The 23,491-nt window shown below is 69.3% G+C and carries 24 protein-coding genes and 1 pseudogene; 12 read left to right on the plus strand and 13 right to left on the minus strand.

Annotated elements, in window-relative coordinates:
* Nucleotides 1-14 precede the first annotated feature (14 nt).
* The gene (locus ACZ6O0_RS40795; protein WP_465770451.1) at nt 15-854 is read left to right on the plus strand and encodes a helix-turn-helix transcriptional regulator; all 840 of its coding nucleotides are present in this window, start codon (nt 15-17) and stop codon (nt 852-854) included.
* A gap of 95 nt (nt 855-949) precedes the next feature.
* Here ACZ6O0_RS40795 and ACZ6O0_RS40800 read toward each other — a convergent pair whose 3' ends face one another.
* Nucleotides 950-1,645, minus strand: coding sequence for an EcsC family protein (locus tag ACZ6O0_RS40800; protein ID WP_465770452.1), 696 nt, complete (start codon nt 1,643-1,645; stop codon nt 950-952).
* A gap of 151 nt (nt 1,646-1,796) precedes the next feature.
* Between ACZ6O0_RS40800 and aat the strand changes: the two genes are divergently transcribed.
* Nucleotides 1,797-2,462: a leucyl/phenylalanyl-tRNA--protein transferase gene (aat, locus tag ACZ6O0_RS40805; RefSeq protein ID WP_465770453.1), complete on the plus strand. Its 666-nt coding sequence runs from the start codon at nt 1,797-1,799 to the stop codon at nt 2,460-2,462.
* Here the strand turns inward: aat and ACZ6O0_RS40810 are convergent.
* A complete protein-coding gene (locus ACZ6O0_RS40810) occupies nt 2,455-3,429 on the minus strand; it encodes a TetR/AcrR family transcriptional regulator (RefSeq protein WP_465770454.1) in 975 nt (324 codons plus the stop codon). The genes aat and ACZ6O0_RS40810 overlap by 8 nt on opposite strands.
* A 112-nt stretch (nt 3,430-3,541) precedes the next feature.
* Between ACZ6O0_RS40810 and ACZ6O0_RS40815 the strand changes: the two genes are divergently transcribed.
* The gene (locus ACZ6O0_RS40815; protein WP_465770455.1) at nt 3,542-4,015 is read left to right on the plus strand and encodes a nitroreductase family deazaflavin-dependent oxidoreductase; all 474 of its coding nucleotides are present in this window, start codon (nt 3,542-3,544) and stop codon (nt 4,013-4,015) included.
* Nucleotides 4,016-4,196: 181 nt separating this feature from the next.
* Here the strand turns inward: ACZ6O0_RS40815 and ACZ6O0_RS40820 are convergent, their stop codons facing one another.
* Nucleotides 4,197-5,201, minus strand: a complete 1,005-nt coding sequence (locus tag ACZ6O0_RS40820; protein WP_465770456.1) for a zinc-dependent alcohol dehydrogenase family protein — start codon at nt 5,199-5,201, stop codon at nt 4,197-4,199.
* 177 nt (nt 5,202-5,378) lie between these two features.
* Here ACZ6O0_RS40820 and ACZ6O0_RS40825 point away from each other — a divergent pair, with 177 nt between their 5' ends.
* A complete protein-coding gene (locus ACZ6O0_RS40825) occupies nt 5,379-6,452 on the plus strand; it encodes an adenosine deaminase (RefSeq protein WP_465770457.1) in 1,074 nt (357 codons plus the stop codon).
* A gap of 67 nt (nt 6,453-6,519) precedes the next feature.
* On the opposite strand, the gene ACZ6O0_RS40830 is transcribed toward ACZ6O0_RS40825, so the two are convergent.
* From ACZ6O0_RS40830 to ACZ6O0_RS40855, 6 genes are all read right to left on the minus strand, one after another.
* Nucleotides 6,520-7,317, minus strand: a complete 798-nt coding sequence (locus ACZ6O0_RS40830) for an ABC transporter permease (protein ID WP_465770458.1) — start codon at nt 7,315-7,317, stop codon at nt 6,520-6,522.
* Nucleotides 7,317-8,297 carry an ATP-binding cassette domain-containing protein gene (locus ACZ6O0_RS40835; protein ID WP_465770459.1) on the minus strand — a complete coding sequence of 327 codons (981 nt, stop codon included), beginning with the start codon at nt 8,295-8,297 and terminating at the stop codon, nt 7,317-7,319. Before ACZ6O0_RS40835 ends, ACZ6O0_RS40830 begins: the two co-directional genes overlap by 1 nt.
* 145 nt (nt 8,298-8,442) lie before the next feature.
* On the minus strand, nt 8,443-9,141 hold the full coding sequence (locus ACZ6O0_RS40840) for a PadR family transcriptional regulator (protein WP_465770460.1): 699 nt from the start codon (nt 9,139-9,141) through the stop codon (nt 8,443-8,445).
* 59 nt (nt 9,142-9,200) lie between these two features.
* Nucleotides 9,201-10,277: an acyltransferase family protein gene (locus ACZ6O0_RS40845; RefSeq protein WP_465770461.1), complete on the minus strand. Its 1,077-nt coding sequence runs from the start codon at nt 10,275-10,277 to the stop codon at nt 9,201-9,203.
* 146 nt (nt 10,278-10,423) lie between these two features.
* Nucleotides 10,424-10,840: a GNAT family N-acetyltransferase gene (locus tag ACZ6O0_RS40850; protein WP_465770462.1), complete on the minus strand. Its 417-nt coding sequence runs from the start codon at nt 10,838-10,840 to the stop codon at nt 10,424-10,426.
* Nucleotides 10,840-11,793 carry a GlxA family transcriptional regulator gene (locus tag ACZ6O0_RS40855; protein WP_465770463.1) on the minus strand — a complete coding sequence of 318 codons (954 nt, stop codon included), beginning with the start codon at nt 11,791-11,793 and terminating at the stop codon, nt 10,840-10,842. Before ACZ6O0_RS40855 ends, ACZ6O0_RS40850 begins: the two co-directional genes overlap by 1 nt.
* Before the next feature lie 82 nt (nt 11,794-11,875).
* On the opposite strand from ACZ6O0_RS40855, the gene ACZ6O0_RS40860 reads away from it, so the two are divergent.
* Nucleotides 11,876-12,145 carry a hypothetical protein gene (locus tag ACZ6O0_RS40860; RefSeq protein WP_465770464.1) on the plus strand — a complete coding sequence of 90 codons (270 nt, stop codon included), beginning with the start codon at nt 11,876-11,878 and terminating at the stop codon, nt 12,143-12,145.
* Here the strand turns inward: ACZ6O0_RS40860 and ACZ6O0_RS40865 are convergent.
* A complete protein-coding gene (locus ACZ6O0_RS40865) occupies nt 12,133-13,308 on the minus strand; it encodes a DUF418 domain-containing protein (RefSeq protein ID WP_465770465.1) in 1,176 nt (391 codons plus the stop codon). The genes ACZ6O0_RS40860 and ACZ6O0_RS40865 overlap by 13 nt on opposite strands.
* A gap of 385 nt (nt 13,309-13,693) precedes the next feature.
* On the opposite strand from ACZ6O0_RS40865, the pseudogene ACZ6O0_RS40870 reads away from it, so the two are divergent.
* Both ACZ6O0_RS40870 and ACZ6O0_RS40875 read left to right on the plus strand, forming a co-directional pair.
* Nucleotides 13,694-13,879, plus strand: a pseudogene (locus ACZ6O0_RS40870) (class I SAM-dependent methyltransferase); the annotation flags it as partial.
* 106 nt (nt 13,880-13,985) lie between these two features.
* Entirely contained in the window at nt 13,986-14,294 is a 309-nt protein-coding gene (locus ACZ6O0_RS40875; RefSeq protein WP_465770480.1) for a hypothetical protein, read from the plus strand.
* On the opposite strand, the gene ACZ6O0_RS40880 is transcribed toward ACZ6O0_RS40875, so the two are convergent.
* Nucleotides 14,288-14,428, minus strand: coding sequence for a hypothetical protein (locus ACZ6O0_RS40880; RefSeq protein ID WP_465770466.1), 141 nt, complete (start codon nt 14,426-14,428; stop codon nt 14,288-14,290). The genes ACZ6O0_RS40875 and ACZ6O0_RS40880 overlap by 7 nt on opposite strands.
* Nucleotides 14,429-14,542: 114 nt before the next feature.
* On the opposite strand from ACZ6O0_RS40880, the gene ACZ6O0_RS40885 reads away from it, so the two are divergent.
* Nucleotides 14,543-15,400 (plus strand): DNA-formamidopyrimidine glycosylase family protein, encoded by an 858-nt coding sequence (locus ACZ6O0_RS40885; protein ID WP_465770467.1) that lies wholly within the window; start codon nt 14,543-14,545, stop codon nt 15,398-15,400.
* Nucleotides 15,401-15,481: 81 nt separating this feature from the next.
* Here ACZ6O0_RS40885 and ACZ6O0_RS40890 read toward each other — a convergent pair whose 3' ends face one another.
* Complete coding sequence (locus ACZ6O0_RS40890) at nt 15,482-16,321, minus strand: hypothetical protein (RefSeq protein ID WP_465770468.1); 840 nt, start codon at nt 16,319-16,321, stop codon at nt 15,482-15,484.
* Between the two features lie 141 nt (nt 16,322-16,462).
* Between ACZ6O0_RS40890 and ACZ6O0_RS40895 the strand changes: the two genes are divergently transcribed.
* The 4 genes from ACZ6O0_RS40895 (at nt 16,463) to ACZ6O0_RS40910 (ending at nt 21,653) form a co-directional block, all read left to right on the plus strand.
* Complete coding sequence (locus ACZ6O0_RS40895; RefSeq protein WP_465770469.1) at nt 16,463-16,786, plus strand: rhodanese-like domain-containing protein; 324 nt, start codon at nt 16,463-16,465, stop codon at nt 16,784-16,786.
* 201 nt (nt 16,787-16,987) lie between these two features.
* Nucleotides 16,988-17,197 carry a response regulator transcription factor gene (locus tag ACZ6O0_RS40900; protein ID WP_465770470.1) on the plus strand — a complete coding sequence of 70 codons (210 nt, stop codon included), beginning with the start codon at nt 16,988-16,990 and terminating at the stop codon, nt 17,195-17,197.
* 135 nt (nt 17,198-17,332) lie between these two features.
* On the plus strand, nt 17,333-20,743 hold the full coding sequence (locus tag ACZ6O0_RS40905; protein ID WP_465770471.1) for a phosphodiester glycosidase family protein: 3,411 nt from the start codon (nt 17,333-17,335) through the stop codon (nt 20,741-20,743).
* A 10-nt stretch (nt 20,744-20,753) separates the two neighbouring features.
* Entirely contained in the window at nt 20,754-21,653 is a 900-nt protein-coding gene (locus tag ACZ6O0_RS40910; RefSeq protein ID WP_465770472.1) for a S66 peptidase family protein, read from the plus strand.
* Here the strand turns inward: ACZ6O0_RS40910 and ACZ6O0_RS40915 are convergent.
* Nucleotides 21,637-23,433: a S9 family peptidase gene (locus ACZ6O0_RS40915; RefSeq protein ID WP_465770473.1), complete on the minus strand. Its 1,797-nt coding sequence runs from the start codon at nt 23,431-23,433 to the stop codon at nt 21,637-21,639. The genes ACZ6O0_RS40910 and ACZ6O0_RS40915 overlap by 17 nt on opposite strands.
* Between the last annotated feature and the right edge of the window lie 58 nt (nt 23,434-23,491).

The raw sequence follows: 23,491 nt of genomic DNA on the forward strand, positions 1-23,491 counted from the left end.
GTGAGGATGGGCGGGTGAGTACGCACCGGGGTGAGCTTGGGGAGTTCCTGAAGGCGTGTCGGGCTCGGGTGTCGCCTGAGGATGTTGGGCTGCCTGGCGGTGGGCGGCGGCGTACGCCGGGGTTGCGGCGGGAGGAGTTGGCTCAGCTCGCGGGTGTCGGCGTGACTTGGTACACCTGGCTCGAGCAGGGGCGGCCGATCAACGCGAGTGGGCAGGTGCTCGACGCGGTCGCCGTGGCGCTGCGGCTCAGCTCGATCGAGCGCGAGCACCTGTACCGCCTGGCCGAGGCGACTCCGGCGCGGCCGCCGCGGGCGAGCGTGTGCGCGAACGAGGCGGTCTTCGCCGAGATCCTCGACTCACTCGACCCGCTGCCGGCGGTGATCACGAACACCCGGTTCGACATCATCCGTACGAACGCGGCGTTCGCAGACCTCTTCCACGACTGGCACGAGCTGCCCTGCATCCACAAGAACCTGCTGTGGTGCATCGTCACTGAGCCGACCGCCCGCAAGCAGCTGCTGAACTACGACACCGAGCTCCCGTACCTCGTCGGCCGCCTGCGATCGGCGTACGGCGAACACGTCGGAGACCCGGAGTGGGAGACGGACCTGGAGCGGCTGCGGGCGTTGAGTCCCGAGTTCGCGGAGCTGTGGTCGCGTCACGAGGTTGCCGCCTGCACACCGCGGCCGCGTCAGGTCGTTCACCCGGTGGCTGGCGAGCTCCACTTCACGGTCACCGAGTTCGCGCTCCCCGCGCATCCGGATCTGCTTCTCTTCATCGAGACACCCGCGAACGGCGAGACCCGCAAGCGTCTCCCTCTGACAAGACGCACCCTGGCGCCGGCCGACGCCTGACGCTCAGCGCGATTCCGGCGGTCACGCTGGCGTGCGTAGGCGCCCGGTAGCTGAGATCGTGCGGAGGCCTCACCCGCCAGCAGTCGTCAGGTGTATCAGGGCTCGATCGGGCGGCGGATTCGGCGTACGAGGCTCTTGTCGGCGTATTGACCGACGCGGTACGTCGACCAGCCGTCGACGCCGCCGCCGACCACGCCGCCGAGCAATGGGATCCGGCGCGTGACGGTGAGCGCCATCTTCTTGCCGCTGATCCGGGCGATCAGTTCGCCGACCACCTCGCCGGAGATCTGGCGATCCAGCTCCGGGTCGAACACCGGCGCGGTCGCGATCGCCATCGGCGACGACACCAGACTCGACTTCTTCAACCGATCGGCGATGCCCTCCTCGCCGAGCAGGCAGGTGATGACGGCGGTGCGGACGCGCGGGTCGTCCAGGTCGTAGCCGCGCAGGTGTGCGATCGCGGCGACCATCCGCGCCTGGACGATCGCGATGCCGGTCAGGTTCGCGGGCAATGAGACCGGCAGGGTGACAAGGCCGCCGAGTCCGGTGGCGAATCCCTGGACGCCGGCCAGCCGGATGTGCTGGTCGATCACCGCATCGACGGCGAGCTGCGCGTCGCCCTCGCACCGGATCAGCTTGCTCTCCGCGACCTGCTCGGCGCCGGGGAACCGCTGGTACCCGTCGATCGCGACTTCGAGAATCTGGCGCAGCACACCCGCCGCGGCCTGCGGGGCGAACCGCTGCGCGGCGGGCGCAAGACTGCTGGCGACGAACCTGGCTACTCCGGCCACGGTGCTCCTTCCCGCCCTCCTCCGCGTCCGGAGCCTGGGCGTGGTTCAACTCTACGTGGCTTCCGGAGCCCCGCCACTCGGGACAAACCCCTGGTGTCCCCTGGTGGTCCCCTCGGCGACGGGCTCGGCGGGCGTGGTCCAGGATGGTGGTGTGCCTGTCGAGCCTGCTGCTTCTGTGTGGGAGTTTCCGCCGGTCGGGGTTGCCGGGGCGAGCGACGTGGTCGCGGGCGGTGCCGACCTGGCGCCGGGGACCGTGCTGGCGGCATACCGGCGAGGGCTGTTCCCGATGCCGGACCACCGGGGCTCGGTGCTGTGGTGGTCGCCGGTCGATCGCGGGGTCATCGAGGTGGCGGGGTATCGGCCGTCACGGACGGTGCGGCGGGCGCGGAGCAAGTTCGAGATCCGGGTCAACACGGCGTTCGACCAGGTCATTCGTGCGTGTGCGGATCCGCGGCGGCCGGGGTCGTGGATCGACCGGGAGATCATCGCGTCGTACACCGAGCTCCATCGGCTCGGCTGGGTGCACTCGGTCGAGGCGTGGGACGGCGACGAGTTGGCGGGCGGTTTGTACGGCGTCGCGATCGGCGGGCTGTTCGCCGGTGAGTCGATGTTCCACCACAAGACCGACGGGTCGAAGGCCGCTGTCGCCGGGTTGATCGAGCTCTTGGACGACGAGTACGCCGCCGACCGCGTCTTCGACATCCAATGGGTCACCGATCACCTGGCGACCCTCGGCGCGGTCGCGATTCCCCGCGACGAGTACGTCCGCCGGATCACGCGTGCGGTCGACCTCCCACTCCCGAAGGCGTTCAGCTGAGTCCGACGAACGTCGCCATCTGCCGGGTCGCCGAGGCGAAGAACTCGTCCGCCGGGTCCATCGACCCGACCAGCTGACCGAACAACTCGAAGCTGATCATCCCGAACAGCTGCGTCCAGACGATCACCATCCGCAACAGCACTCGCGGCGGCAGGCCGGGAGCCAACCCGACCAGCACGTTCACCTGGCTCGCCAGGACCCCGTCCGGCTCGGGAGCGTCCGCAGGCGGCACCAGCCGGCCCTCCGCATCCGCCTGCTGCAGTAGCCCCAGAATTAGCATCGGCACCCGAACAGCCGGCTCCACCGTCGCCTGCGGCGCCTGATACCCCAGCACCGGCGACCCGTAGATCAACGCATACTCCTGCGGATTAGCCCGAGCCCACTCCCGCACCGCCGCAAACACCGCCACCCAACTCCCCAACGGATCCCAACCTCCCGGCCCCGGCGCCGCCTCCCCATCCCAAGCCCCAGCCTCCGGCGTTGCGGCCCCATCCCGCGCCGCTGCCTCCCGGCCCGCCTCTCCGGCGTGCGCTCCCGAGGCAGCGTCCCCCTCCGAGACACCCAACGCTGGCCCCCCATCCCGCATTGCCTCCCGGGCGGCCTCTCCACCACGCGGCTTCGGCGTCGCCTCTCGACGCGGCGAGCCCGTGTCCGGCGTTCCGTCTGTGGTCCCCGGGTCTGGGGTCTCCGGGGTGCGGACTGCGAAGGATGCGCCTGACTTCACGGCCGCGGCTTCAGCTGCTTCGCCGAGGGCGTCGTACGCGTCGATGATCAGGACGGTCAGCAGGTCGTCGCGGCTCGGGAAGTAGCGGTAGAGCGCCGACGACACCATCCCGAGCTCGCGGGACACGGCGCGCAGCGACAACCCCTGTGCCCCGACGGTCGCGAGCTGCCGCCGGGCGACCGACTTGATCTCGTCGGTCAGCTCGGCCCGGGCTCGCTCGCGTGCGGTGCGTCCAGCGTTCATGAGCCCAGTGTGCCACAGAATCGAGAGCAGTGCTCTTGACAGTGAGCACTGCTCCGGTGTTCACTGATCACAACAGAGAGCACCGCTCTCGCGGATCAGGAGAGGTACGACGATGCCGGAGTACAAGCAGACCTACGACAGCAAGCGCGTGATCACCGCGGCCGAGGGCAGCATGCGGGTCTTCAACCGGATCGTCGCCCGCCTCACCAAGCTCGGCCTGAGCCTGATGGGCAGCCGGGTCCTCTCGGTCCGCGGCCGCAAGAGCGGCGAGTGGCGCAGCACCCCCGTGAACCTGCTGGTCCTCGACGGCCAGCGCTACCTGGTCGCTCCCCGCGGCCACACCCAGTGGGTGAAGAACCTCCGCGCCACCAACGAGGCCCGCCTCCAGCTCGGCCGCAAGGTGGAGACCTTCCGCGCCGAGGAGGTCCCCGATGCCGACAAGCTCCCCATGCTGCGCCTCTACCTGAAGAAGTGGGCCTGGGAGGTAGGCACCTTCTTCAGCGGCGACGTCACCAAGGACTCCCCCGACGAGGTCCTTCGCCACATCGCCCCCGGCGTCCCCGTCTTCAAAATCCACGCCATCTGACCACCCGCCGCCCGCGAACCGAGCCCGGCAGACCACCGAGACCCGAGCCCGGCGGTGGCCCAGGCAGAGCTCGGTCAAGGCGGACCGAGTCCGTGGTCTGGGCGGATGGTCGGCGGTGCGGGCCGGCTGGAGTGGGTCGGACCGTGCCGGGTTGCCGGGCCGCGGGTCGGCTGGGTGGGGGTTAGGCGGAGTGGGTGATGACGACCTTGCCGAAGCCGCCGCCGTTCGCGTAGTAGCGGAAGGCATCGGGGGTTTCGTCGAAGGGGAAGACGCGGTCGATCACCGGGTGGAGTTCGGCCTGGGCGATCGCCTGGTTCATCGCCTCGAAGTGGGCTCGGTGGCCTAGGGCGATCGGGCGTACCGTCGCCGCGGATGTGAACAGCAGCCGGGCATCGATCGGCTTGGCACCGCCCAGCGAGCCCACGAACGCGATCTCGCCACCGGTGGCGACGGCCCGCAGCGACTCGTTCAAGGCTCCCGCGACGTCCACGACGTGGTCGACTCCACGGCCCGCGGTCAGTTCACGTACCTGTTTCGCCCAGTCCTGCATGATGGTGTGGTTGATGACGGCATCAGCACCGAGCTCCGTCAGCCGCGCAGCCTTCTCATCGCTCCCGGCAGTAGCGATCACCCGAGCCCCAAGCAACTTGGCGAACTGCAACGCGAACAAGGACACCCCGCCCGACCCCAACGTCAGCACATGTTCGCCAGGCTCCAAACCCTGCCCACCGACCAGCGCGTTCCACGCGGTCACCGCCACACACGGCAGCGTCGCCGCCTCCTCGAACGTCAGATGCTCGGGAATCAGTACGACGCCCTCCTGATCGAGTACGGCGTACTCCGTCAGCAGCCCATCGAGCGAACCACCCAACTGATCCGCCCGCCCAAGATCGAACCGCCCGTCGAACCACCGCTGGAACACAACCCCCATCACCCGGTCCCCGACCCGAACCCGGTCGACCGCATCCCCGACGGCAACCACCTCGCCGGCCCCATCCGACGCCGCAACGATGTCGTCCCCCACCGGCAGCGGATACCGCCCGCGCAGAATGTTCAGCTCCCGCGAGCTCAACGAGTTGGCCCGAACCCGCACCAACACCTCGCCCACCCCCGGCTCGGGCACCACATGCTCCCGCACCCGCAAACTCTCCAGCCCACCGCCATACCTGAGGTGATAACTCTTCATAATCTCCACCCCGCAACGGTGCATTCACGCCCCACCCAGCCTCAATTCCCGCCTGGGAATCGCCACCGTTGGTGACCGACTACCCACAGGCGTCACGGCGGTTGTGCAACGCCGCGTTGCACAACTCAGGCGAGTCAGCACCTCAGAAACTCGGGAAGTGCCTGCGAAGATGGCGGCATGATCTCGCCTGAGTTGTTGAGTGCGGCGCCGAAGGTGCTTCTGCATGACCATTTGGATGGTGGGTTGCGGCCGGGGACGGTTGTGGAGTTGGCGCGGGAGATCGGGCATCGGTTGCCGCGGAACGATGCGGGCGAGCTGGGGGAGTGGTTCGTCGAGTCGGCGGATTCGGGGTCGCTGGAGCGGTATCTGGAGACGTTCGATCACACGGTGGCGGTGATGCAGAACGCTGAGGCGATCAAGCGGGTGGCCAGCGAATGTGTGCAGGATCTGGCCGCGGACGGGGTGGTGTACGCCGAGGTTCGGTATGCGCCGGAGCAGCACCTGACGGCTGGGCTGACGCTCGAGCAGGTCGTGGATGCTGTGCGGGAGGGGTTCGAGCACGGGATGGCGACCGCGGAGCGGCCGATCGTGGCTCGGCAGTTGCTGACGGCGATGCGGCACAAGGCCCGGTCCCGGGAGATCGCCGAGCTGGCAGTCGCGTACCGCGACGCGGGTGTGGTCGGGTTCGACATCGCCGGCGCCGAGGCGGGGTACCCGCCCACCCGCCACCTGGACGCGTTCGAGTACCTGCAGCGCGAGAACGCGCACTTCACCATCCACGCGGGCGAGGCGTTCGGCCTGCCGTCGATCTGGCAGGCGATCCAGTGGTGCGGCGCCGACCGGCTCGGTCACGGCGTACGGATCATCGACGACATCACGTACGACGAGGCTGGGGAGAAGGCCGAGCTCGGGCTGCTGGCGGCGTATGTGCGGGACCGGCGGATCCCGCTGGAGATGTGCCCGAGCTCCAACCTGCAGACCGGCGCGGCCGCGTCGATCGCGGATCACCCGATCGGCGTGCTCGCCAAGCTCCGCTTCCGGGTGACGGTGAACACCGACAACCGCTTGATGAGTGGTACGTCGATGAGCCGCGAGCTGGCCCTTCTCGCCGAGGCCTTCGGCTACGGCCTGGCCGATCTCCGCTGGTTCGCCATCAACGCGATGAAGTCCGCCTTCATCCCCTTCGACGAACGCCTGGCGTTGATCGACGGAGTCATCAAGCCCTGGTACGCCGAAGCCCTCGCGCACTGAGCACGAAGGGAAGGAAAGAAGGGGGAGGGGGAGAGCCCTCGCCGGCTGAGCGGCGAGGGCCACGGGGTCAGACCGACCGTTGGTACGTGCGGAACGCGCGGGTCGACAGCCAGCCGACGATCAGCGTGAACGCCAGCAGATAGCCGCCGTGCCGCAGCACCGACGACCAGTCCGGATCGGCGGCCAGGGCCTGGCGGGCGGCGATGGCGGCCCAGTCGACCGGGTTGAAGCGAGCCGCCACGTTGACCCAGTGCGGCGCCACCGCGGGGTCGATCATGATCGATGACATGAAGGTCAGCGGCAGCGAGACGAACTGGAAGATGCCGATCAGCGCCTCCTGCTGCCGGGTCAGCAGCGCCACCGCGTTGGACAGTGAGCCGAACGCGATCCCGACCAGCATCGACACCACGATCGTCACCAGGTAACCGGTAGCGCCACCGTCGTACCGAGCGCCGGCCGCGATGCCGATCGCGAAGACCAGGATGGTCTGGATCAGCGTCGTGGTCGCGTTGCTGATGAGCTGCCCCGCCATCAGCCCGCCGCGGCTGACCGGCGACGCGAGCAGCCGGTCCATCACGCCGCGCTCCATGTCGGCGATGAACGTCGTACCGTTCCAGCCGCTCGTCATCAGCGCGGTCATCATCACGATCCCCGGGGTGAGGAACGCGATGTACGACGAATCGCTGAAGCCCGGGATGTTCACCACACCCTTGAACAGCTGGCCGAACAGCAGCAACCAGATCGCCGGCTGGATCAGCGTGAACGCGATCAACGCCGGCTGCCGGTACGACGCCCGCAGCCAACGACCCGTGATGAACCGGGTGTGCGCCAGGAATCCAGGCTGAGTAACAGTCAGAGTCGTCATCACGCGGCCTCCCCTTCCACGCGGAACGAACGGCCCGTGTACCGCAGATAGACGTCATCCAGCGACGGCCGTGACACGGTCACTGCGGAGACCGGAACCGCCTTGTCCTCAAGGGCTCCCAGTACGGCGGGAACCGCGGTCGCACCGTGGTCGACGCGCGCCCGCAACACGTTGCCCTCGACAACAATCGCCACGACGCCGGGCAACTGGCCGAGCAATGTCCGGACGCTGCCGTCGAGGTCCGGGTCGACCAGCTCGACCTGCACCGAGTCGCCACGCAACTCGGCCTTCATCGCCTCCGGGGTGCCCTCGGCAACGATCTTGCCGTGGTCGACGATGGCGAGCTGATCGGCCAGCCGGTCTGCCTCTTCCAGGTAGTGCGTGGTGAGCAGCACCGTCAGGCCTTCCTCGCCGGACAATCGGGCGACCTCGTTCCACAGGTCGGCGCGCGCCTCCGGATCGAGGCCGGTGGTCGGTTCGTCGAGGAACAGCACCCGCGGCCGGTGGACCAGGCCGAGGGCGACGTCGAGCTTGCGCTGCATGCCACCGGAGTACGTCTTGACCGCGCGGCCGCCGGCTTCGGTCAGGCCGAACCGCGCCAGCAGTTCCGTTGCCCGCCGTACCGCCGCCGGCCGGGACAGGCCGTAGATCCGGCCGCTGAGGACGAGGTTCTCGACGCCGGTCGCCATCGGGTCGGAGCTGGACTTCTGCGGGACGTAGCCGATCGAGCGCCGGACCTGGTCCTGCTCGCGGACCACGTCGTACCCGGCGACGCGCGCGGTCCCGGAGTCCGCCCGGGACAAGGTGGTGAGGATCTTGACGGTGGTCGACTTGCCGGCGCCGTTCGGGCCGAGCAGGCCGAGGACGACGCCTTCCGGGACGCAGAAGGTGAGACCGTCGAGCGCGCGCAGGGGTGGTTTCTTCCGGCCGGCCGGGTACGTCTTGACCAGGTCGGCCGCTTCGAGGGCATGCGTAGCCATCACGTGACTCCCTTTGTGTGTGCTGGGAGCCGGTCCGGCCTGGCCTATCCTGTGGTTGCGCCTTGGGTGCCAGGTCTTCGGACCGACTCGAGGAACCGCGGCCCTTGACCCTGGTGTTGCCGCACCGTGGGTCGAGGGCCGTTTGCTAGCTGGTGGCCTCCGGCGGGACGGCCTTCATCCAGGCGAAGTCCGTCCCGAAGTACTTGACCGGGTCTTTCAGTTGGTCGGCCGGGGAGATGCCGTCCTCGACGAAGACCTTCCAGGCCTGGCGCCAGAACGTCGATCCGCCGAGCGTGCCGGTGCGGATCTCCTCGGTCAGCTGGTGGACGTACGCCGACTCGGCCTGGAGCAGCGCGAGCCGGAACTCCGACTCGACCCAGAAGATCCGCGGGAACTCCATCGCCGTCATCTGGTCGTGCATCGCGGTGATCTCCGCGATCTCCGCGTCGACCGCGGTGAGCCGTTGCTCGAGCAGCTCGACCACGCGGTCGGGCGGCAGACCGGGGAGGTACGCGAGGCCGGCCTCGAGCGGGTGGAACTCGCGTGACGGCGTACCGAGCAGCTCGGCCAGCCAGTCGGAGAACTCCTCCTGGCCGGTCGTGGTGAGCTGGTAGACCGTCCGCTCCGGGCGGTTGCCCTCCCGGATCGTCTCCAGCGCCTCGACGAACCCGTGCTTCTCCAGCGCCGCGACGACGGAGTAGAGCGAGCCGTAGTTCAGCTTGATGCTCTGGTCCTTGCCACGGGCCCGGAGCAGCGTGGAGATCTCGTACGGGTGCATCGGCCGCTCGGCCAGGCTCGCGAGCACCGCGAACGCCAGCGGATTCCCGACCTTCCGCTTCGCCATCGCGCACCCCCTCGATCTCTAATACTCGAAATCGAGTATTAGACCGTGGGTATCCGATGTCAAGTATTCAGCCAGGCGACCGCGCGGAATCCGAGCCGCCGGGGCTGGACTGCGGTCAGGACCCGGTAGGCCGGCTGTTCGACGTACTTCGTCAGCAGCCAGGCCAGCGTGATCACGCCGGCCACGGCTCCGGCGATCTGCAGGACCCGGCCCGCCCCGAGTGCCATCAGGTGGTAGGCGATCAGGTAGCCGACCTCCTGGTTGAGGAGGTAGATGCCGAAGGAGATCCGGGCCAGGAACTCGATCGGCCGGCGAATCGGGGTGAGCAGCCGCCAGTCCGGACCGCGGGCGGCCAATGCGACGAAGACCAGCAGTACGCCGATGCCCAGCGATGAGGGGAGGTCGGCGGTGTGCGCGTGCTGCGCGAACACGGTCGCGACGAGGAGAGCGGAGAGCTGCAGTACGCCGATCCGCCGCTCCGACCAGAGCCAGATCGCGATCCCGATGGCGAACAACTGCAGCCGGTGCAGCCCGAGTCCGTTCCACGCCTGCTGGACCCAGAAGGGGCTGTGCAGGATCCGGTCGTGCCACTGCAGCACCACCGGCGCGAGGGTCATCACCCACAGGAGCACGGTGATCCGCTGCCCCGAGCCCATGCCACGCGGCCAGAGCAGAACTGCGGCGACGAACGCCATCAGCTGCAGCGGCAGCGTCCAGTACGAACCGTCGATCAGGTGCACTGTCGGGTCGAAAGAGCTGGTCAGCGTGAGGTTTCCCCATAGATCGTGCGGGGTTGGCAGGACCCAGTTGTCAGGCCCGAAGAACACCAGCAGCGTGTACGTGAACAGCACGGCGGCCAGGTACGGCGGGAGCACCCGGCAGATCCGGCGCCACAGCCAGCGCGAGGTCGATCCCTTCCGGATCGTGACGCAGATGAAGTACGCGCTGATCACCAGCAGGATGCTGGCGCCGACCTGGAACGGATAACTGCCCAGCGGTGCGCCGAGCTCGGGATGCAGCACCGGGCCCTGGTACGTCGTGTGGCAGAACATCACTGCCAGCACAGCGAGCACGCGGACGACGTCCCAGCTCAGACGGCGTGAAGTGCTGGCCCGGGGCGGGGTCGGCGTTGCCACAGTCGCTCCAGCTTCTCTAGGCTCGCCGATCTCTTCGGCCGTTACCCCCCTGTGACACTTCGAGGGACCTTACTAGGAGCCCACGGGGTCCCTGCAAATCGTGTGCGCGGCGTCACACCGTGATCGGCCGCCTACGTGACGTGATCCTAGAGCGGCTTGACCCACCGGGACCACTCGGGCTGAGGTGCGTAGCCGGCGGTGGACCAGACGCCATGCGCCTGGGCGTTGTCGTCGAGCACCATCGCGTCCGCACGGGTCCCGCCGTACGCCGCGAACCGGGCCTCGGCCCGTGCGACGAGTTCCCGGCCGATGCCCTGGCGGCGATGGGTCGGGGCGACGGCGAGGCGGTACAGGTGGCAGCGCCACCCGTCCCAGCCGACGATGATCGAGCCGACGATCGCCTCGTTGTCCACAGCAACGATCAGCGCTTCCGGATCACGCTCGATCAGTCGCAGCACGGCGTCGGCGGAATCCGGCGGGCGGTGCGAATCCTCAGCGGCGGTTGACCAGAACGTCATCACGCTGTCGGCATCGGCCGCGACAGCGTTGCGGTAGGCAACCATTATCCGGCGGTCTGGAACGTACGGCGATAGTCCTGTGGTGGCACGCCCACCACCCTACGGAAGTGGTGACGCAGCAGGGCCGCCGTCCCGAATCCCGACTCGGCCGCGATCTGCTCGATCCCCATCCGGGTCTGCTCGAGCAGGATCCGCGCGCGCAGGACGCGCTGGGTGGTGACCCACTTCAGCGGTGTCGTCCCGGTCTCGGCGACGAACCGGCGGGCGAAGGTCCGCTCGGACATCTGCGCGCGGCGGGCCAGCGCGGGGACCGTGTGCTCGATGGTCAGGTTGTCGACCATCCAGTCGAGGACCGGCTGCAGGCTCTCGCCGGACGACTCCGGCACCGGGACTTCGACGTACTGCCGCTGGCCGCCGTCGCGCTGCGGCGGGACCACCATCCGGCGGGCGATCCGGGTCGCGACCGCGCTGCCGAGCTCACGCCGGACCAGGTGCAGGCAGGCGTCGATCCCGGCCGCGGTGCCGGCGCTGGTGATGATGTTGCCGTCGTCGACGAACAGCACGTCCGCGTCCAGCTTCGCCAGCGGGAACTGCTCCTGGAACATCTTCTCGTAGCGCCAGTGTGTCGTGCACGGCCGTCCGTCGAGCAGGCCGGCCTTGCCGAGCACGAACGCGCCCGAGCACACCGTGAGCAGGATCGCCCCGCGGGCCTCGGCCCGGCGGAGTGCGTCGAGGATGCGCTCGTCGTACTCCTCCCGCCAGGTCGTCGCCGGCAGCGCGACCAGGTCGGCGTCCTCGAGCTCTTCCAGCCCGTACGGCGCGATCACCGCGGAGTGACTGCTGCTTCGCAGGGGCTGCCCGGGCTTGGTCGAACACACTTTGAAGTCGAATGCGGGCACACCGTCATCGGTCCGGTCGATCCCGAACACCTCGGACACCACGCCGAACTCGAACATGGCGACGTCCTCCATCAGGACGACCGCGATCTTTTGGAGCATGCAGCCAGTATGGCAGTAATTTGTGGAAGTATGTCAATAGTGCCAATGGTGGCGGAATCTAGTTGGTAGCATGATTACTGCCATGACCGGATACATCGTTTTCGTAGTACTCGTGCTGGCCGTGATCGCGGCTCTGGAGATCAGCAACAGGCGCCACTCCACCGGTCTCACCACCGGTTCGCAGGGCACCTGGATCGCCGACGACCGTGACCTGGCCCGGACCAAGCTCGACCTGCTCGCCCTCGGTGGCGCGGCCGAGCCCTTCAACCACAAGCCCGCTTCGACCGCGGGGACCGTGCACACGATCCGCCACGCTCACCTCACCACCCACCACGGCCGTCACGCGGCCTGAACCGATCTGCGCCAGTTGGGGGCGGTCACGTTGGTGACCGCCCTCAGTGCGCCTTCCACCGGCCCGTAGCCGAAGGTGCTCAGCCAGATGTGGCTCAGCAGCACCTGTACGGCGAAGATCCCGAGTGCGATGCCCATGGTCGTCAGTGGGGACACCTGACCCACCAGGCCGAGGCCGACGCCGGTGAAGATCAGCAGGGTCGCGACCGACTGGCCCAGGTAGTTCGAGAGAGCCATCCGGCCGGCTGGAGCCAGCAGGCGGCGTACGTCCTGTCCGCGGTCGGAGTGCATGACCCGCAGCAGCGTGGCGACGTACGCGGCAGTCAGGAAGGGTGCGGTCAGGACGCTGGCCAGTACGGAGCCGGTGTCGCCGTTGCCGCCGGACGCGTAGGCCACACCGCCCGTGATGCCGACGGTGAAGCCGACGAGCTGGATCAGTCGCAGGACTGCCTCGGTGCCGTTGAGGTTCGCGAGCAATCGGCGGCGTCCGGCCACCATGCCGATCAGGAACACGGCAAGGGTGGTCGGGCCTTGCACAGTGAGCAGTGACAGGCCGTACGTCGGCAGTGCGCGGAGGTGCTCGCCGACGACGTCGCTGAACGAGCCGGCCAGGTTGGCCGCGGTCTCCTGGGCCGCCGCGACCGCCGTACCCGGATCAAGGATCGCCGAGCTGTCGAAGAACATCGCTGCGGCGGCCAGGGTGACGAAGAGGTAGCCATAGATGGCGGCGGCGACGATCAGGGCCGTTCGGTCCTTCACCCGTCGCAGGCCCAGCAGGATCAGGCCGATCAGCGCGTAGACGCTGAGGATGTCGCCGGTGATCAGGAAGATCCCGTGCAGGCAGCCGATCACGAACAGGCCGCCCAGCCGCCGCAGCATCCGCGGCCGGAACGCCGCCCCGGCCCGCTGCGCCGCCTCGATCTGCAACTGGAAGCTGTACCCGAACAGGAACGAGAACAGCAGGTAGAACTTCATGTCCACGAACGTCGCCGACACCCAGTGCACGGATTCGTCGAGCCACGACCGGTACGCCGGATCCTCGGCGACGTGGATCGGGTATCCCGAGGCGGCGAAGGTGATGTTCACGATCAGGATGCCCAGCAGGGCGAAACCACGCAGCGCGTCGATGTCCTGGATCCGCGGCCGATTGCCTACCTGGCTCATGTGATCCAGCACACCAACCGACGGCGCCGCGCACAGTAACCCTGACTCTCCCCCTAGGGGTGGACTTTGCTCCACCCCCTGGGGGGAACCCGGCGGCCTTTGCGCGCCGGAGGTCCAGGAGGCCGCATCTGGTGGCAGGTGTGCGACAGTTCGATCCGTGACCGACTACCGGGATGTGAATCGGGCCAACTGGGACGAGCGGGTGCCGGCGCACGTGGCGTCGCCCGGCTACAACGTGGCGTCGTTCGAGCAGGACCCGTCGTACCTGAGTGGGGTGGTCCGGTTCGACCTGCCCCGGCTGGGCGACGTCTCCGGGCTGCGCGGGGTGCACCTGCAGTGCCACATCGGCACTGACACCGTGTCACTCGCGCGGCTCGGGGCGCGGATGAGCGGACTCGACTTCTCGGCTCCTGCGGTCGAGCAGGCGCAGGCGCTCGCGGACCGGCTCGGGTTGGACGTGGACTTCCATGTGGCCGATGTGTACGACGCGGTCGAGGTGCTCGGCGCGGCGTCGTACGACCTGGTCTACACCGGGATCGGCGCGCTGTGCTGGCTGCCGGACATCCAGCGCTGGGCGGATACGGTCGCCGGGCTGCTGAAGCCTGGCGGGCGGCTCTTCATCCGCGAAGGGCATCCGATGGTGTGGGCGCTGGCCAGGCGAGGGCGAGCAGCAGCCCGTGCTGAAGTACCCGTACTTCGAAACCGTGGAGCCGGTCGTGTGGGACGACGGCGGGACGTACGTCGAGACCGACGTCGAGTTCACCGCCAACGTCAGCCACGAGTGGAACCACGGCCTGGGCGAGATCATCACCGCCGTCCAGAACGCCGGCCTGACCTTCGACTCACTCACCGAGCACGACAGCGCGCCGTGGGACGCGGTCCTCGGTCTGATGACCGAGGGACCGGACGGTGAGTGGCGCCTGACGGAGAACCCGCGCCGCCTGGCCGCCACCTACACCCTGCAGGCGCACAAGCCCACTCAGTGAGCGCGCTTCTGCTGAACCTTCTGGAACGTCTCCTTGATCCGCCGCTGGTTCTCCGGCTTGCTCAGCTCCCGCTGCGCGACCTGCACCAACTTGGCGACGACGGCACCCTTCACCAACGTCTTCACGAACCCCATGAGGGCCTCCCTACTCTGTTGCCACCGACGGTAGCCGCCCACACAACCGCCCTCCATAGGTGATCCACCGGAGAAACCCGGGAAAGTGTCCCCGGGATCGGGCACACTGGGACGGTGCCTGAGTTGCCGGAGGTGGAGTCGCTGGCGGGGTTCCTGCGGGAGCGTGCCGTCGGGCGCGCGTTCGTGCGGGCGGACATCACGGCCATCAGCGCGTTGAAGACGTACGATCCGCCGATCTCGGCGCTGGTCGGGCTGCTGATCGACGACGTGCGGCGGCACGGGAAGTTCCTCGACATCGAGGCGCAGGGCGTGCACCTGGTGATCCACCTGGCGCGGGCCGGCTGGCTGCGGTGGAAAGAGGAGCAGTCGACGACGCTGGTCCGGCCCGGGAAGGGCCCGATCGCGTTGCGGACCGTGCTGGACGACGGCTCCGGGTTCGACCTGACCGAGGCCGGCACGCAGAAGAAGCTCGCGGTGTATGTCGTCCGCGACCCGGCCGAGGTGCCGGGGATCGCACGCCTCGGGCCGGATCCGTTCACGCTCTCCCTCGACGACTTCGCCGCCATCCTCAAGCGCGAGGGCCGGGTGCAGCTGAAGGGCGTCCTGCGGAACCAGTCGGTGATCGCCGGGATCGGCAACGCGTACTCCGACGAGATCCTGCACGTCGCGAAGATGAGCCCGTTCAAGCCGGCCTCCAACCTCTCCGAGGACGAGCTGAAGGTTCTGTACGACGCTATGCGCGACACCCTCCAGGACGCGGTGGACCGCTCCGCCGGCCTCGCCGTCCAGGACCTGAAGTCGGAGAAGAAGTCCGGCCTGCGGGTGCACGGACGCAAGGGCCAGAAGTGCCCGGTCTGCGGTGACATCGTCCGCGAGGTCAGCTTCCACGACTCCTCACTGCAGTACTGCGCGACCTGCCAGACAGGCGGCAAGCCCCTCGCGGACCGCCGCCTGTCCAAGCTCCTCAAATAGACCTCACGAGCGTCGTCACCGCGAGCACCACCCGCGCCGCCGTGCACGCAGACGTAGTGCCCGAGCGCCGCCAGCGGCCGGTCATAGGTGAAGCACGTACGGCGACGACGCCGAGCGTCGGCCCGCGTCGAGCCGGGCCTGGAGCTCGTGCGCACCCGGCGGTCCGATGAGCCGCGTCACCCACCCGATCGAACGGCCCGGCGCGAGCCGGTCGAACGTCCACTGTTGATCGGTGGCGGACCAACCCGGCGGCAGCGGCAGCACGGCCTCACCACGGGCCCGTGTCCGGCCGAAGTTGGTGACCAGGACGGCGAGCTCCGCGGGTCCGCTCGGGTGGAGGGAGGCCAGCACGGTGCCGACCGGCGCGACGAGCATCCGCCGTACGCCGGCCGGGACGAGCAGCCGCAGCACGCGACGGGCCGGTATCGGGAACGGGCCGATCGTCGCCCGCTGCAGTTGGTGGCCGGAGACGGCGTACGTCCGGCCCGCCAGCCGGATGTGCTGCTGGCTGTCCGGATCGATCGGCCCGAAGAACCGTACGGCGACATCCGCGGAGCGGCGCGCGACCAGGTGGGCCGTCGGGCCGGCCGGGGTGACGTCCCAGACGCCGTCGCCGTTGGCGGTGACGGTGTCCGGCGGGACGATCCGGAGCTTGCCCTGCAGCGCGACCCGGACGACCGGCGGCTCGGCCGAGTCGGGCAGGCGGACGACCAGGTCGTCGCCGTCGTGCCGCCAGGTCAGGGCCTTGCCGGTCCGGTCCTCGACGACGTGCAGCGGGGCGGTGGCGAGACCGGGCAGGCGGACCTCGTGGTCGGGTGGCCGGCGGGCGATCCGGAGCAGGAGCAGCTCGCGGCTCCGCAGGATGGCCTCACCCCACGGTTGCGGCTCGAACTCTCCCGGGATCCCCTGAATCAGCGCCACCGCAGCCTCCTTCGAGCCACGGTCCGCAATCCGGCGGGCGCTGTCAACGTGTTATCCACACCTCGGGCAATCGCATTCCCGCGCCTGCCGCGCGACCGTCGGGGCCGACGGCGCCTGGTCCGGTCTGCCATGCTTGACCGCATGTTCCAGAACCAGCAGATTCCCTCGGTCGTGGTGGCCGATCTCGACGACGCGTTGCTGACGGAGGCGTTCGTGCTCGACGTCCGCGAGCCGGACGAGTGGGACCGCGGGCACATCGAGGGTGCCACCCACATCCCGCTCGGCGAGCTGCAGGAGCGGGTCGGCGAGGTGCCGCTGGACCAGAAGGTGCTCTGCGTCTGCGCGGTCGGCGGCCGGTCCGGCATGGCGACCCAGTTCCTGAACCAGCTCGGCCGCGAGGCGATCAACCTCGACGGCGGCATGCACGCCTGGCAGATCTCCGGCCGCCCGGTCAGCACCAACTGACCACCTGCTCGAGACAGCGCGGCGGGCCGGGATCAGCCCCGGCCGCCGCCCGGCAGGGTCGCTTCGACCCGCCACCCGCCGCCGGGGATCGGTCCGGCGGCCAGCTGACCACCCAGCTCGCTGATCGAGCCGGCTGTCACCCAGCGGCTGGTCGAGCGTTTCGTCGAGCCGGCCCAGCCGCAGGCGCTGCCCCCGGGCCTGTTGTCCCTGACCGAGCGGGAGCTCGACGTACTCCGGCTGATCGCCCGCGGATTCTCCAACGCGGAGATCGCGGCGGAGCTGGTGGTGGCCGAGACGACGGTGAAGACGCACGTTGCCCGGGTGCTGACCAAGCTCGGCGTCCGCGACCGCGTCCAGGCCGTGGTGGTCGCGTACGAGACCGGCTTCGCCACGCGCAATCCCGGCAACTGAGGAGAAAACCTTCCGGTCGGGATCTGGAGACGTTACTTTGTCACCGGTCGGTTGACCGGCGTACACCTGTGCCTCACACGGCGGTAGGGCACACCGCGTCGGATGGCCGCGTCCGTCCACGCTGGGGAGGCTCTCGTGTTCCGTCAACTCACCACTGCGCTCGGCGTGGGCGGCCTGCTCGCCGGTGCCGCGCTGACCCCGGCGTTCGCGCAGCCGGTCCCCGGCCAGCCCGTCGAGGCCCAGCGGTCCTCGTCGTCGACCTCGGACATCTCTGACGTCGCGATCGCTCCGGCCGGCCAGGGGCTGGTGACGAGCCGGCAGGACAGCCCGGTCGCGCCCGGCGTCAACTACACCGCCTTCGAGCGGCTCGACGCCCGCGGCTGGCTGCGCGGCGACATCCTCGCCACCGACCTGGACAAGCACGGCGTGACTGTCGACTACGTGAACACCGGCAAGGTCTCCGGCGGTACGCCGCTGAGCCAGCAGCTCGCGCGGAAGGGTGCGATCGCCGGGGTCAACGGCGATTTCTTCGACATCAACGACACCACCGCACCGCTCGGCGTCGGCGTCGAGCGGTCCGGCCGACTGATCAACGCTCCGGCTGCCGGTCACAACGACACCGCGGTGATCGGCAAGGACGGCCTCGGCTCGATTGCCCAGCTGTTTCTGCAAGGGACGGCGACCGACGACGACGCCACGAAGCTCGAGCTGACCAACCTCAACTCGCCGACCGTCAACTCCGGCGGGATCGGCCTCTACACCCCGGAGTGGGGCGACGCGGCCCGGACCAGGACCGTGGACGGCCTGCCGACCGTGCGCGAGGTGATCCTTCGCGACGGTGTGGTCGTCTCGTCGGCCACCACTCCGGCCACCACCCCACTGGCCGCGAACGAGCAGGCGCTGATCGGCCGGGAGGCCGGCGCCGACGCGCTCACCGCGTTCGAGGTCGGCGACAAGGTCGACGTGCGGTACGGCCTGCGGCCCGACGCGGCCGACGTCGCGGTCGGCATCAGCGGCAACACCCAGCTCGCGAAGGACGGCAAGGTCCCCGACGACGTGCCGGACGCCGACCTGGCGCCGCGGACCGCGATCGGGTTCGACGCCGACGGCAGCCGGATGATCCTGCTCACCGTCGACGGCCGGGCGACCGGCTCCCGCGGTCTGTCGCTGAAGGAGATGGGCCAGCTGATGATCGGCCTCGGGGCCGACGACGCACTCAACCTCGACGGCGGCGGGTCCTCGACGATGCTGGCCCGCACCCCCGGCAAGGCGGCGCCCCAGGTGGTGAACGACCCGTCCGACGGCGGCGAGCGCCTGATCCCGAACGGCCTCGGTCTGTTACCCGTCAAGGGATCCGGCAAGCTGAAGGGCTTCCGTGTCGAGGCGCTGGGCACCGCGGCCGAGGAGCCGGACACGGACATCTCCCGCAGCTCCCGCGTCCTCACCGGTCTCAGCCGCGTCCTCACCGCCACCGGTCACGACGAGACCTACGCTCCGGCGACGGGTACGCCGTCCTGGCACGCCGGCAGCAACGTCCGCGTCGACCAGCACGGCCTGGTGACCGGTCGCAGGGCCGGTGACGCGGTGGTCACAGCGGCCCGCGGTACGGCGAACGGAAGGTTCCCGATGACAGTCCTCGGTACGCCGGCCCGCCTGGCCCCGTCGACCCGGCAGGTGTCGTTGCCGGACGCAACGGCCAAGGGCTTCTTCGAGATCGACGGGTACGACGCCGACGGCTTCTCCGCCTGGATCGAGCCGCGGGACGTCGAGCTGAGCTACGACCCGGCGGTCGTCAACGTGGTTGCCAAGGGCAATGGATTCCAGGTGAACGTGCTCAGCGATCAAGCCGTCTCGACGGTGATCACCGCCAAGGTCGGTGCGTTGAGCACCCAGCTCAGTGTCACGGCCGGGCTGGCCGGCACGGTGGTGGACGAGCTCGACGACGTGACCAAGTGGGCGGCGAACGCCGTACCGGTCGGGGCGGCGACGGCGTCCCGGTCCGCGGCCGAGGGGCACGACGGCGGTCAGGCGATCGCGCTCGACTACTCGCTCACGGGCAGCACGGCCACGCGGGCGGCGTACCTGTCCCAGACGCCGCAGCAGACGCTGCCGGGGCAGCCGCAGAAGCTCGGCGCGTGGGTGTACGGGGACGGCAAGGGTGCGTGGCTGCGGGCGAACGCGTACGACGCGGCCGGCGGTACCGCGCAGACCCTGAACCTCGCGGCCTCCGTCGACTGGACCGGCTGGAAGTACGTCGAGGCGGACATCCCGCCCGGTCTGACGATGCCGCTGCGGTTCTGGCGGATCTACGTGGTGGAGACAGTGCCGACCCGGCAGTACTCCGGCCGGATCATCGTCGACGATCTGACCGTGCGCAGCGCGCCGCCGGTGACCGTGCAGCCGCCGGCGAAGGTGATCGATCCGATGGTGGTGACCGACGGGACGGTGACCAGCGGCGGCCGGTGGCGGTTCGCGGTGATGTCGGACGCGCAGTTCACCTCCGACGACCCGACCTCCGACTACGTCAAGCAGGCCCGGCGGACGATCCGCGAGGCGCTCGCGCAGAACCCGGACTTCCTGGTGATCAACGGCGACTTCGTCGACCGTGCGTTCGGGCCGGACATCGCGCTGGCCAAGCAGATCATCGACGAGGAGGTCGCGGGCAAGGTGCCGGTGCACTACGTGCCGGGCAACCACGAGAGCTACGGACCCGGGGACTTGTCCGAGTGGAGCAAGGTCTTCGGCTCCCCGACCAGGACGTTCGACCACAAGGGCACGCGGTTCATCCTGCGCGACTCGTCGCTCGGGTCGCTACGGGCCGGCGGGTTCGACCAGATCCTCGACCTGCGCGCGCAGCTCGACAACGCGGCGACGAACAAGGCCATCCGCAACGTCGTGGTGATGGCGCACCACCCGATCGACGACCCGTCGCCGACGCAGAACTCGCAGCTCGGTGACCGCAAGGAAGCCGCGATGATCGTGAAGTGGCTGGCCGACTTCCGGGCCTCGACCGGGAAGGGTGCGGCGTACATGGCGGCGCACGCCGGGACGTTCGCGGCGACCCGGACGGACGGCGTACTGCTGCCGCTGACCGGGAACTCGGGCAAGAGCCCGGCCGCGGCTCCGGACGCCGGTGGCTTCACCGGCTGGGCGCTCGTCGGGATCGACCCGAAGGCCCCGGCGGCTCCGGCCGGCGAGCGGACGTGGTCGGCGCCCGAGCGGTCCTGGTTCCAGGTCGAGCTGCGGCCGCACGTCGACTCGCTCGAGCTCGCCGCACCGGCGGCACTGCGACGTGGTGAGACGGGTACGGCGGCAGCCACCGTGGTGCAGGACGGCCGCCGGGTGCCGGTGGCGTTCCCGGTGTCGTCGGACTGGTGGGGATCGCAGCAGCTCCATATCGGCCCCGCCCGGACCGCGCCGTTCTGGGCGGTCGCGTCGTACGACCCGTCCACCGGCCAGGTCACCGCACTTCGTCCCGGTACCGCTCAACTCGGCGTCACCGTCAACGGGGTCTCCAAGAGCACCACCATCACGGTCGATTGGTAGCGTCTGCGCCGTGACTGACGTGGTGGTGCCGCAGCGACTGCGGAGTGGTGATCGGGTTGCTGTGGTGGCGCCGTCGGGACGGGTGGACGCGGAGCGGCTGGCGATCGGGGTCGAGCATCTGAAGTCGTGGGGGCTCGAGGTCGAGGTCATGCCGTCGGTGCTGGCCGGCCATGAGCGGCTGAACTACCTGGCCGCGGACGACAAGGCCCGGGCCGAGGATCTGCGCGCGGCCTGGCTGGACCCGAGCTTCGCCGCGGTGTTCTGTGCACGCGGTGGGTACGGCGTGCAGCGGATGCTGGAGTACGTCGACTTCGACGAGCTGGCCGCCGTGCCGAAGTGGTTCATCGGGTTCAGCGACATCACCGCACTGCACGAGCCGCTGAACGCACGGGGCCTGGTCACGATCCACGGACCGATGGCCGCCGCGGTGGAGCAGCTCAACGTCGTGGACGGACGGGAGCGCCTGCGTGCGCTGCTGTTCGAGCCGCAGAGCATCACTGACCTGCTTGCACCCAGTGGGAGCCGCGCAGAGTTCGACGGCGTCGCCGAAGGACGTCTGCTGGGCGGCAACCTGGCCCTGCTGGCGTCGAGCCTCGGTACGCCGACCTACACGGCGCCGGCCGGAGTCGTCGTCCTGGAAGACGTCAACGAGGACGGGTACCGGGTGGACCGGTTGCTCACGCAGTTGCTGCGGTCCGGGTGGTTCGACGAGGTCACCGGTGTCGTGATCGGGGACTTCAGCGAGTCGGACGAGCTGATCGACGATGTGGTCCACGAGCGGCTCGAGCCACTCGGCGTACCGGTCGTGACGGGTGCCGCGATCGGGCATGAGGCTCTGAACCTCGCCGTACCGCTGGGACTGCCGGTACGGCTCGACGCGACCGCGGGGACTCTTACTCCGCGCTGGTGAGGTGCTCCCGGAGGAACGTGAGTGCCTGCGGGTAGGCGTCCAGGCGGTTCTTGAGCTTGGCCAGGCCGTGGCCCTCGTCCGGGTAGACCAGGAGCCGGCACGGCACGTTGCGCTTTGTCAGGGCGTCGGTGATCTGCTCGGCCTCTGACAACGGCACCCGCGGGTCGTTGGCGCCGTGGATGACGAACAGCGGTGCCCGGATGTCGTCGACCCGGCTGATCGGGCTCGCGGACTCCAGGAACACCCGGTCCGTCGCCAGATAGCCGTACTCGCGCTCCCGCATGGCCCTGCGGTAGTCCGAGGTGTTCTCCAGGAACGTGACCAGCGAAGCGATCCCGACGATGTCCACGCCGGCCGCCCACAGCTCCGGCTGGAACGCCACCCCTGCCAGCACCATGTAACCGCCGTACGAACCACCCCAGAGGGCGGCGCGCTTCGGGTCAGCGCCGATCGACGGCAGCCACGCATGGATCGCAGCCAGGTCCTTGACCGAGTCGAGCCGCAGCTCCCGGTCGTCGAGGGAGTACCAGCGCTTGCCGTAGCCCGCCGAGCCGCGGACGTTCGGCACGACGACGGTGTGGCCGTCGGCGGCGAGTGACGCGACTATCGGATTCCAGATGCGCATCGCGGCGCCTTCCGGACCACCGTGCACATGGACCACGGTGGAGCCCAGGTCCGGACCGGTCGGGCGGAACACGAAGACCGGCACCTGCTCACCGTCGAACGACGGCACGAGCAGGCTCTCCGGATGGGTGAGCTGCGCCGGCGGCTCCGCCTTCTCCGGTGAGCGCAACTCGACGATCTCCCCGGTCGAGGGGACGTACCGGAAGACCGTCGGCGGTGTGATCGGCGAGTTGTAGGTGATCGCCGCGAACGAGCCGTCGCTGGACCAGAGCGGGTCCGGCGTCATCATCGTCAACGCGGCGCAGCCGCCTGCGGGCAGGTTCAGCTGTGCGATCGCGGCGGCGTCCTTCAGGCGGTGCAGTGCCAGGGACACCTCCCCGTCCCGCACCGCGGCGACGAGCAGGTTCTCACCACCGGGCGAGACCCAACCGGCCAGGTCGCGGGCGTCGTCCGCGAGTACGTCGATCCACGCCGCGTCGGCCACGTCGTACCGGCGCAGAGCCATCCGGTCGCGGCCGGCATTGGTCGACACCAGGAACGCGGTGGAGTCCGGCAGCCAGGAGACGGCCTGCTGGTCGTTGTGTGCGTCCGCCGGGGTGAGCTCCGTGACGGACTGCGTGGTTGTGTCGACCAGGAGCAGCTGGATGGAGTTCGCCGGCGCGCTGGCCAGGGACAGCACGACCCACCGGTCGTCCGGCGAGGCGTTGACTCGCATCACCCATCCGCCGCCGTCGTACAGAGCCGTCTCCGTGCCGGTCGACAGGTCGCGGGCGACCAGGTCGAAGTCGACGCCGTTGCGCCGGTTCGTGGTGAAGAGGATCCGGGTGGCGTTGGCGTCGACCAGGTGGTGGTTGTACTCGAGGTCATGGACGAGCGGAGTGAGTGCGGGCAGCCCAGGCTCGTCCAGGTCGAGGACCGACAGCTGGCCGCGTTCGTTGCCGCCGCTGTCGTGCTCGATGACGACGAGGCGGCTGCCCGGGATGAACCGGGCGCCACGACACGTGTCGTCGAGCTCGGTGAGTGCTCGCCAGGTCCCGTCGGGAGCGATCTCGTTGACCTGGCGGACGCCGGTGCCGTCGTAGAGGACGAGCAGGCGGCCCTCGTCGTTCACGTCGAGTGCCAGGGTGGACGTCAGCGAGAACAGCGTTGTCAGCACAGCTCTATCCTCACACGGCCCGGGTCACCGGGGGCAGGCTCGCGGCCTGCCCCCGGTG

The sequence above is a fragment of the Kribbella sp. NPDC048837 genome (genome assembly GCF_055586945.1).

Excerpts from the sequence above, each read along its gene's own strand:
- ACZ6O0_RS40835 (WP_465770459.1), bottom strand. The coding sequence starts at position 8,297 with ATGGCTACGCATGCCCTCGAAGCGGCCGACCTGGTCAAGACGTACCCG.
- ACZ6O0_RS40825 (WP_465770457.1), top strand. The coding sequence starts at position 5,379 with ATGATCTCGCCTGAGTTGTTGAGTGCGGCGCCGAAGGTGCTTCTGCAT.
- ACZ6O0_RS40815 (WP_465770455.1), top strand. The coding sequence starts at position 3,542 with ATGCCGGAGTACAAGCAGACCTACGACAGCAAGCGCGTGATCACCGCG.
- ACZ6O0_RS40880 (WP_465770466.1), bottom strand. The coding sequence starts at position 14,428 with ATGGGGTTCGTGAAGACGTTGGTGAAGGGTGCCGTCGTCGCCAAGTTG.
- ACZ6O0_RS40840 (WP_465770460.1), bottom strand. The coding sequence starts at position 9,141 with ATGGCGAAGCGGAAGGTCGGGAATCCGCTGGCGTTCGCGGTGCTCGCG.
- ACZ6O0_RS40895 (WP_465770469.1), top strand. The coding sequence starts at position 16,463 with ATGTTCCAGAACCAGCAGATTCCCTCGGTCGTGGTGGCCGATCTCGAC.
- ACZ6O0_RS40860 (WP_465770464.1), top strand. The coding sequence starts at position 11,876 with ATGACCGGATACATCGTTTTCGTAGTACTCGTGCTGGCCGTGATCGCG.
- ACZ6O0_RS40855 (WP_465770463.1), bottom strand. The coding sequence starts at position 11,793 with ATGCTCCAAAAGATCGCGGTCGTCCTGATGGAGGACGTCGCCATGTTC.
- ACZ6O0_RS40830 (WP_465770458.1), bottom strand. The coding sequence starts at position 7,317 with ATGACGACTCTGACTGTTACTCAGCCTGGATTCCTGGCGCACACCCGG.
- ACZ6O0_RS40865 (WP_465770465.1), bottom strand. The coding sequence starts at position 13,308 with ATGAGCCAGGTAGGCAATCGGCCGCGGATCCAGGACATCGACGCGCTG.
- ACZ6O0_RS40810 (WP_465770454.1), bottom strand. The coding sequence starts at position 3,429 with ATGAACGCTGGACGCACCGCACGCGAGCGAGCCCGGGCCGAGCTGACC.
- ACZ6O0_RS40820 (WP_465770456.1), bottom strand. The coding sequence starts at position 5,201 with ATGAAGAGTTATCACCTCAGGTATGGCGGTGGGCTGGAGAGTTTGCGG.
- ACZ6O0_RS40850 (WP_465770462.1), bottom strand. The coding sequence starts at position 10,840 with ATGGTTGCCTACCGCAACGCTGTCGCGGCCGATGCCGACAGCGTGATG.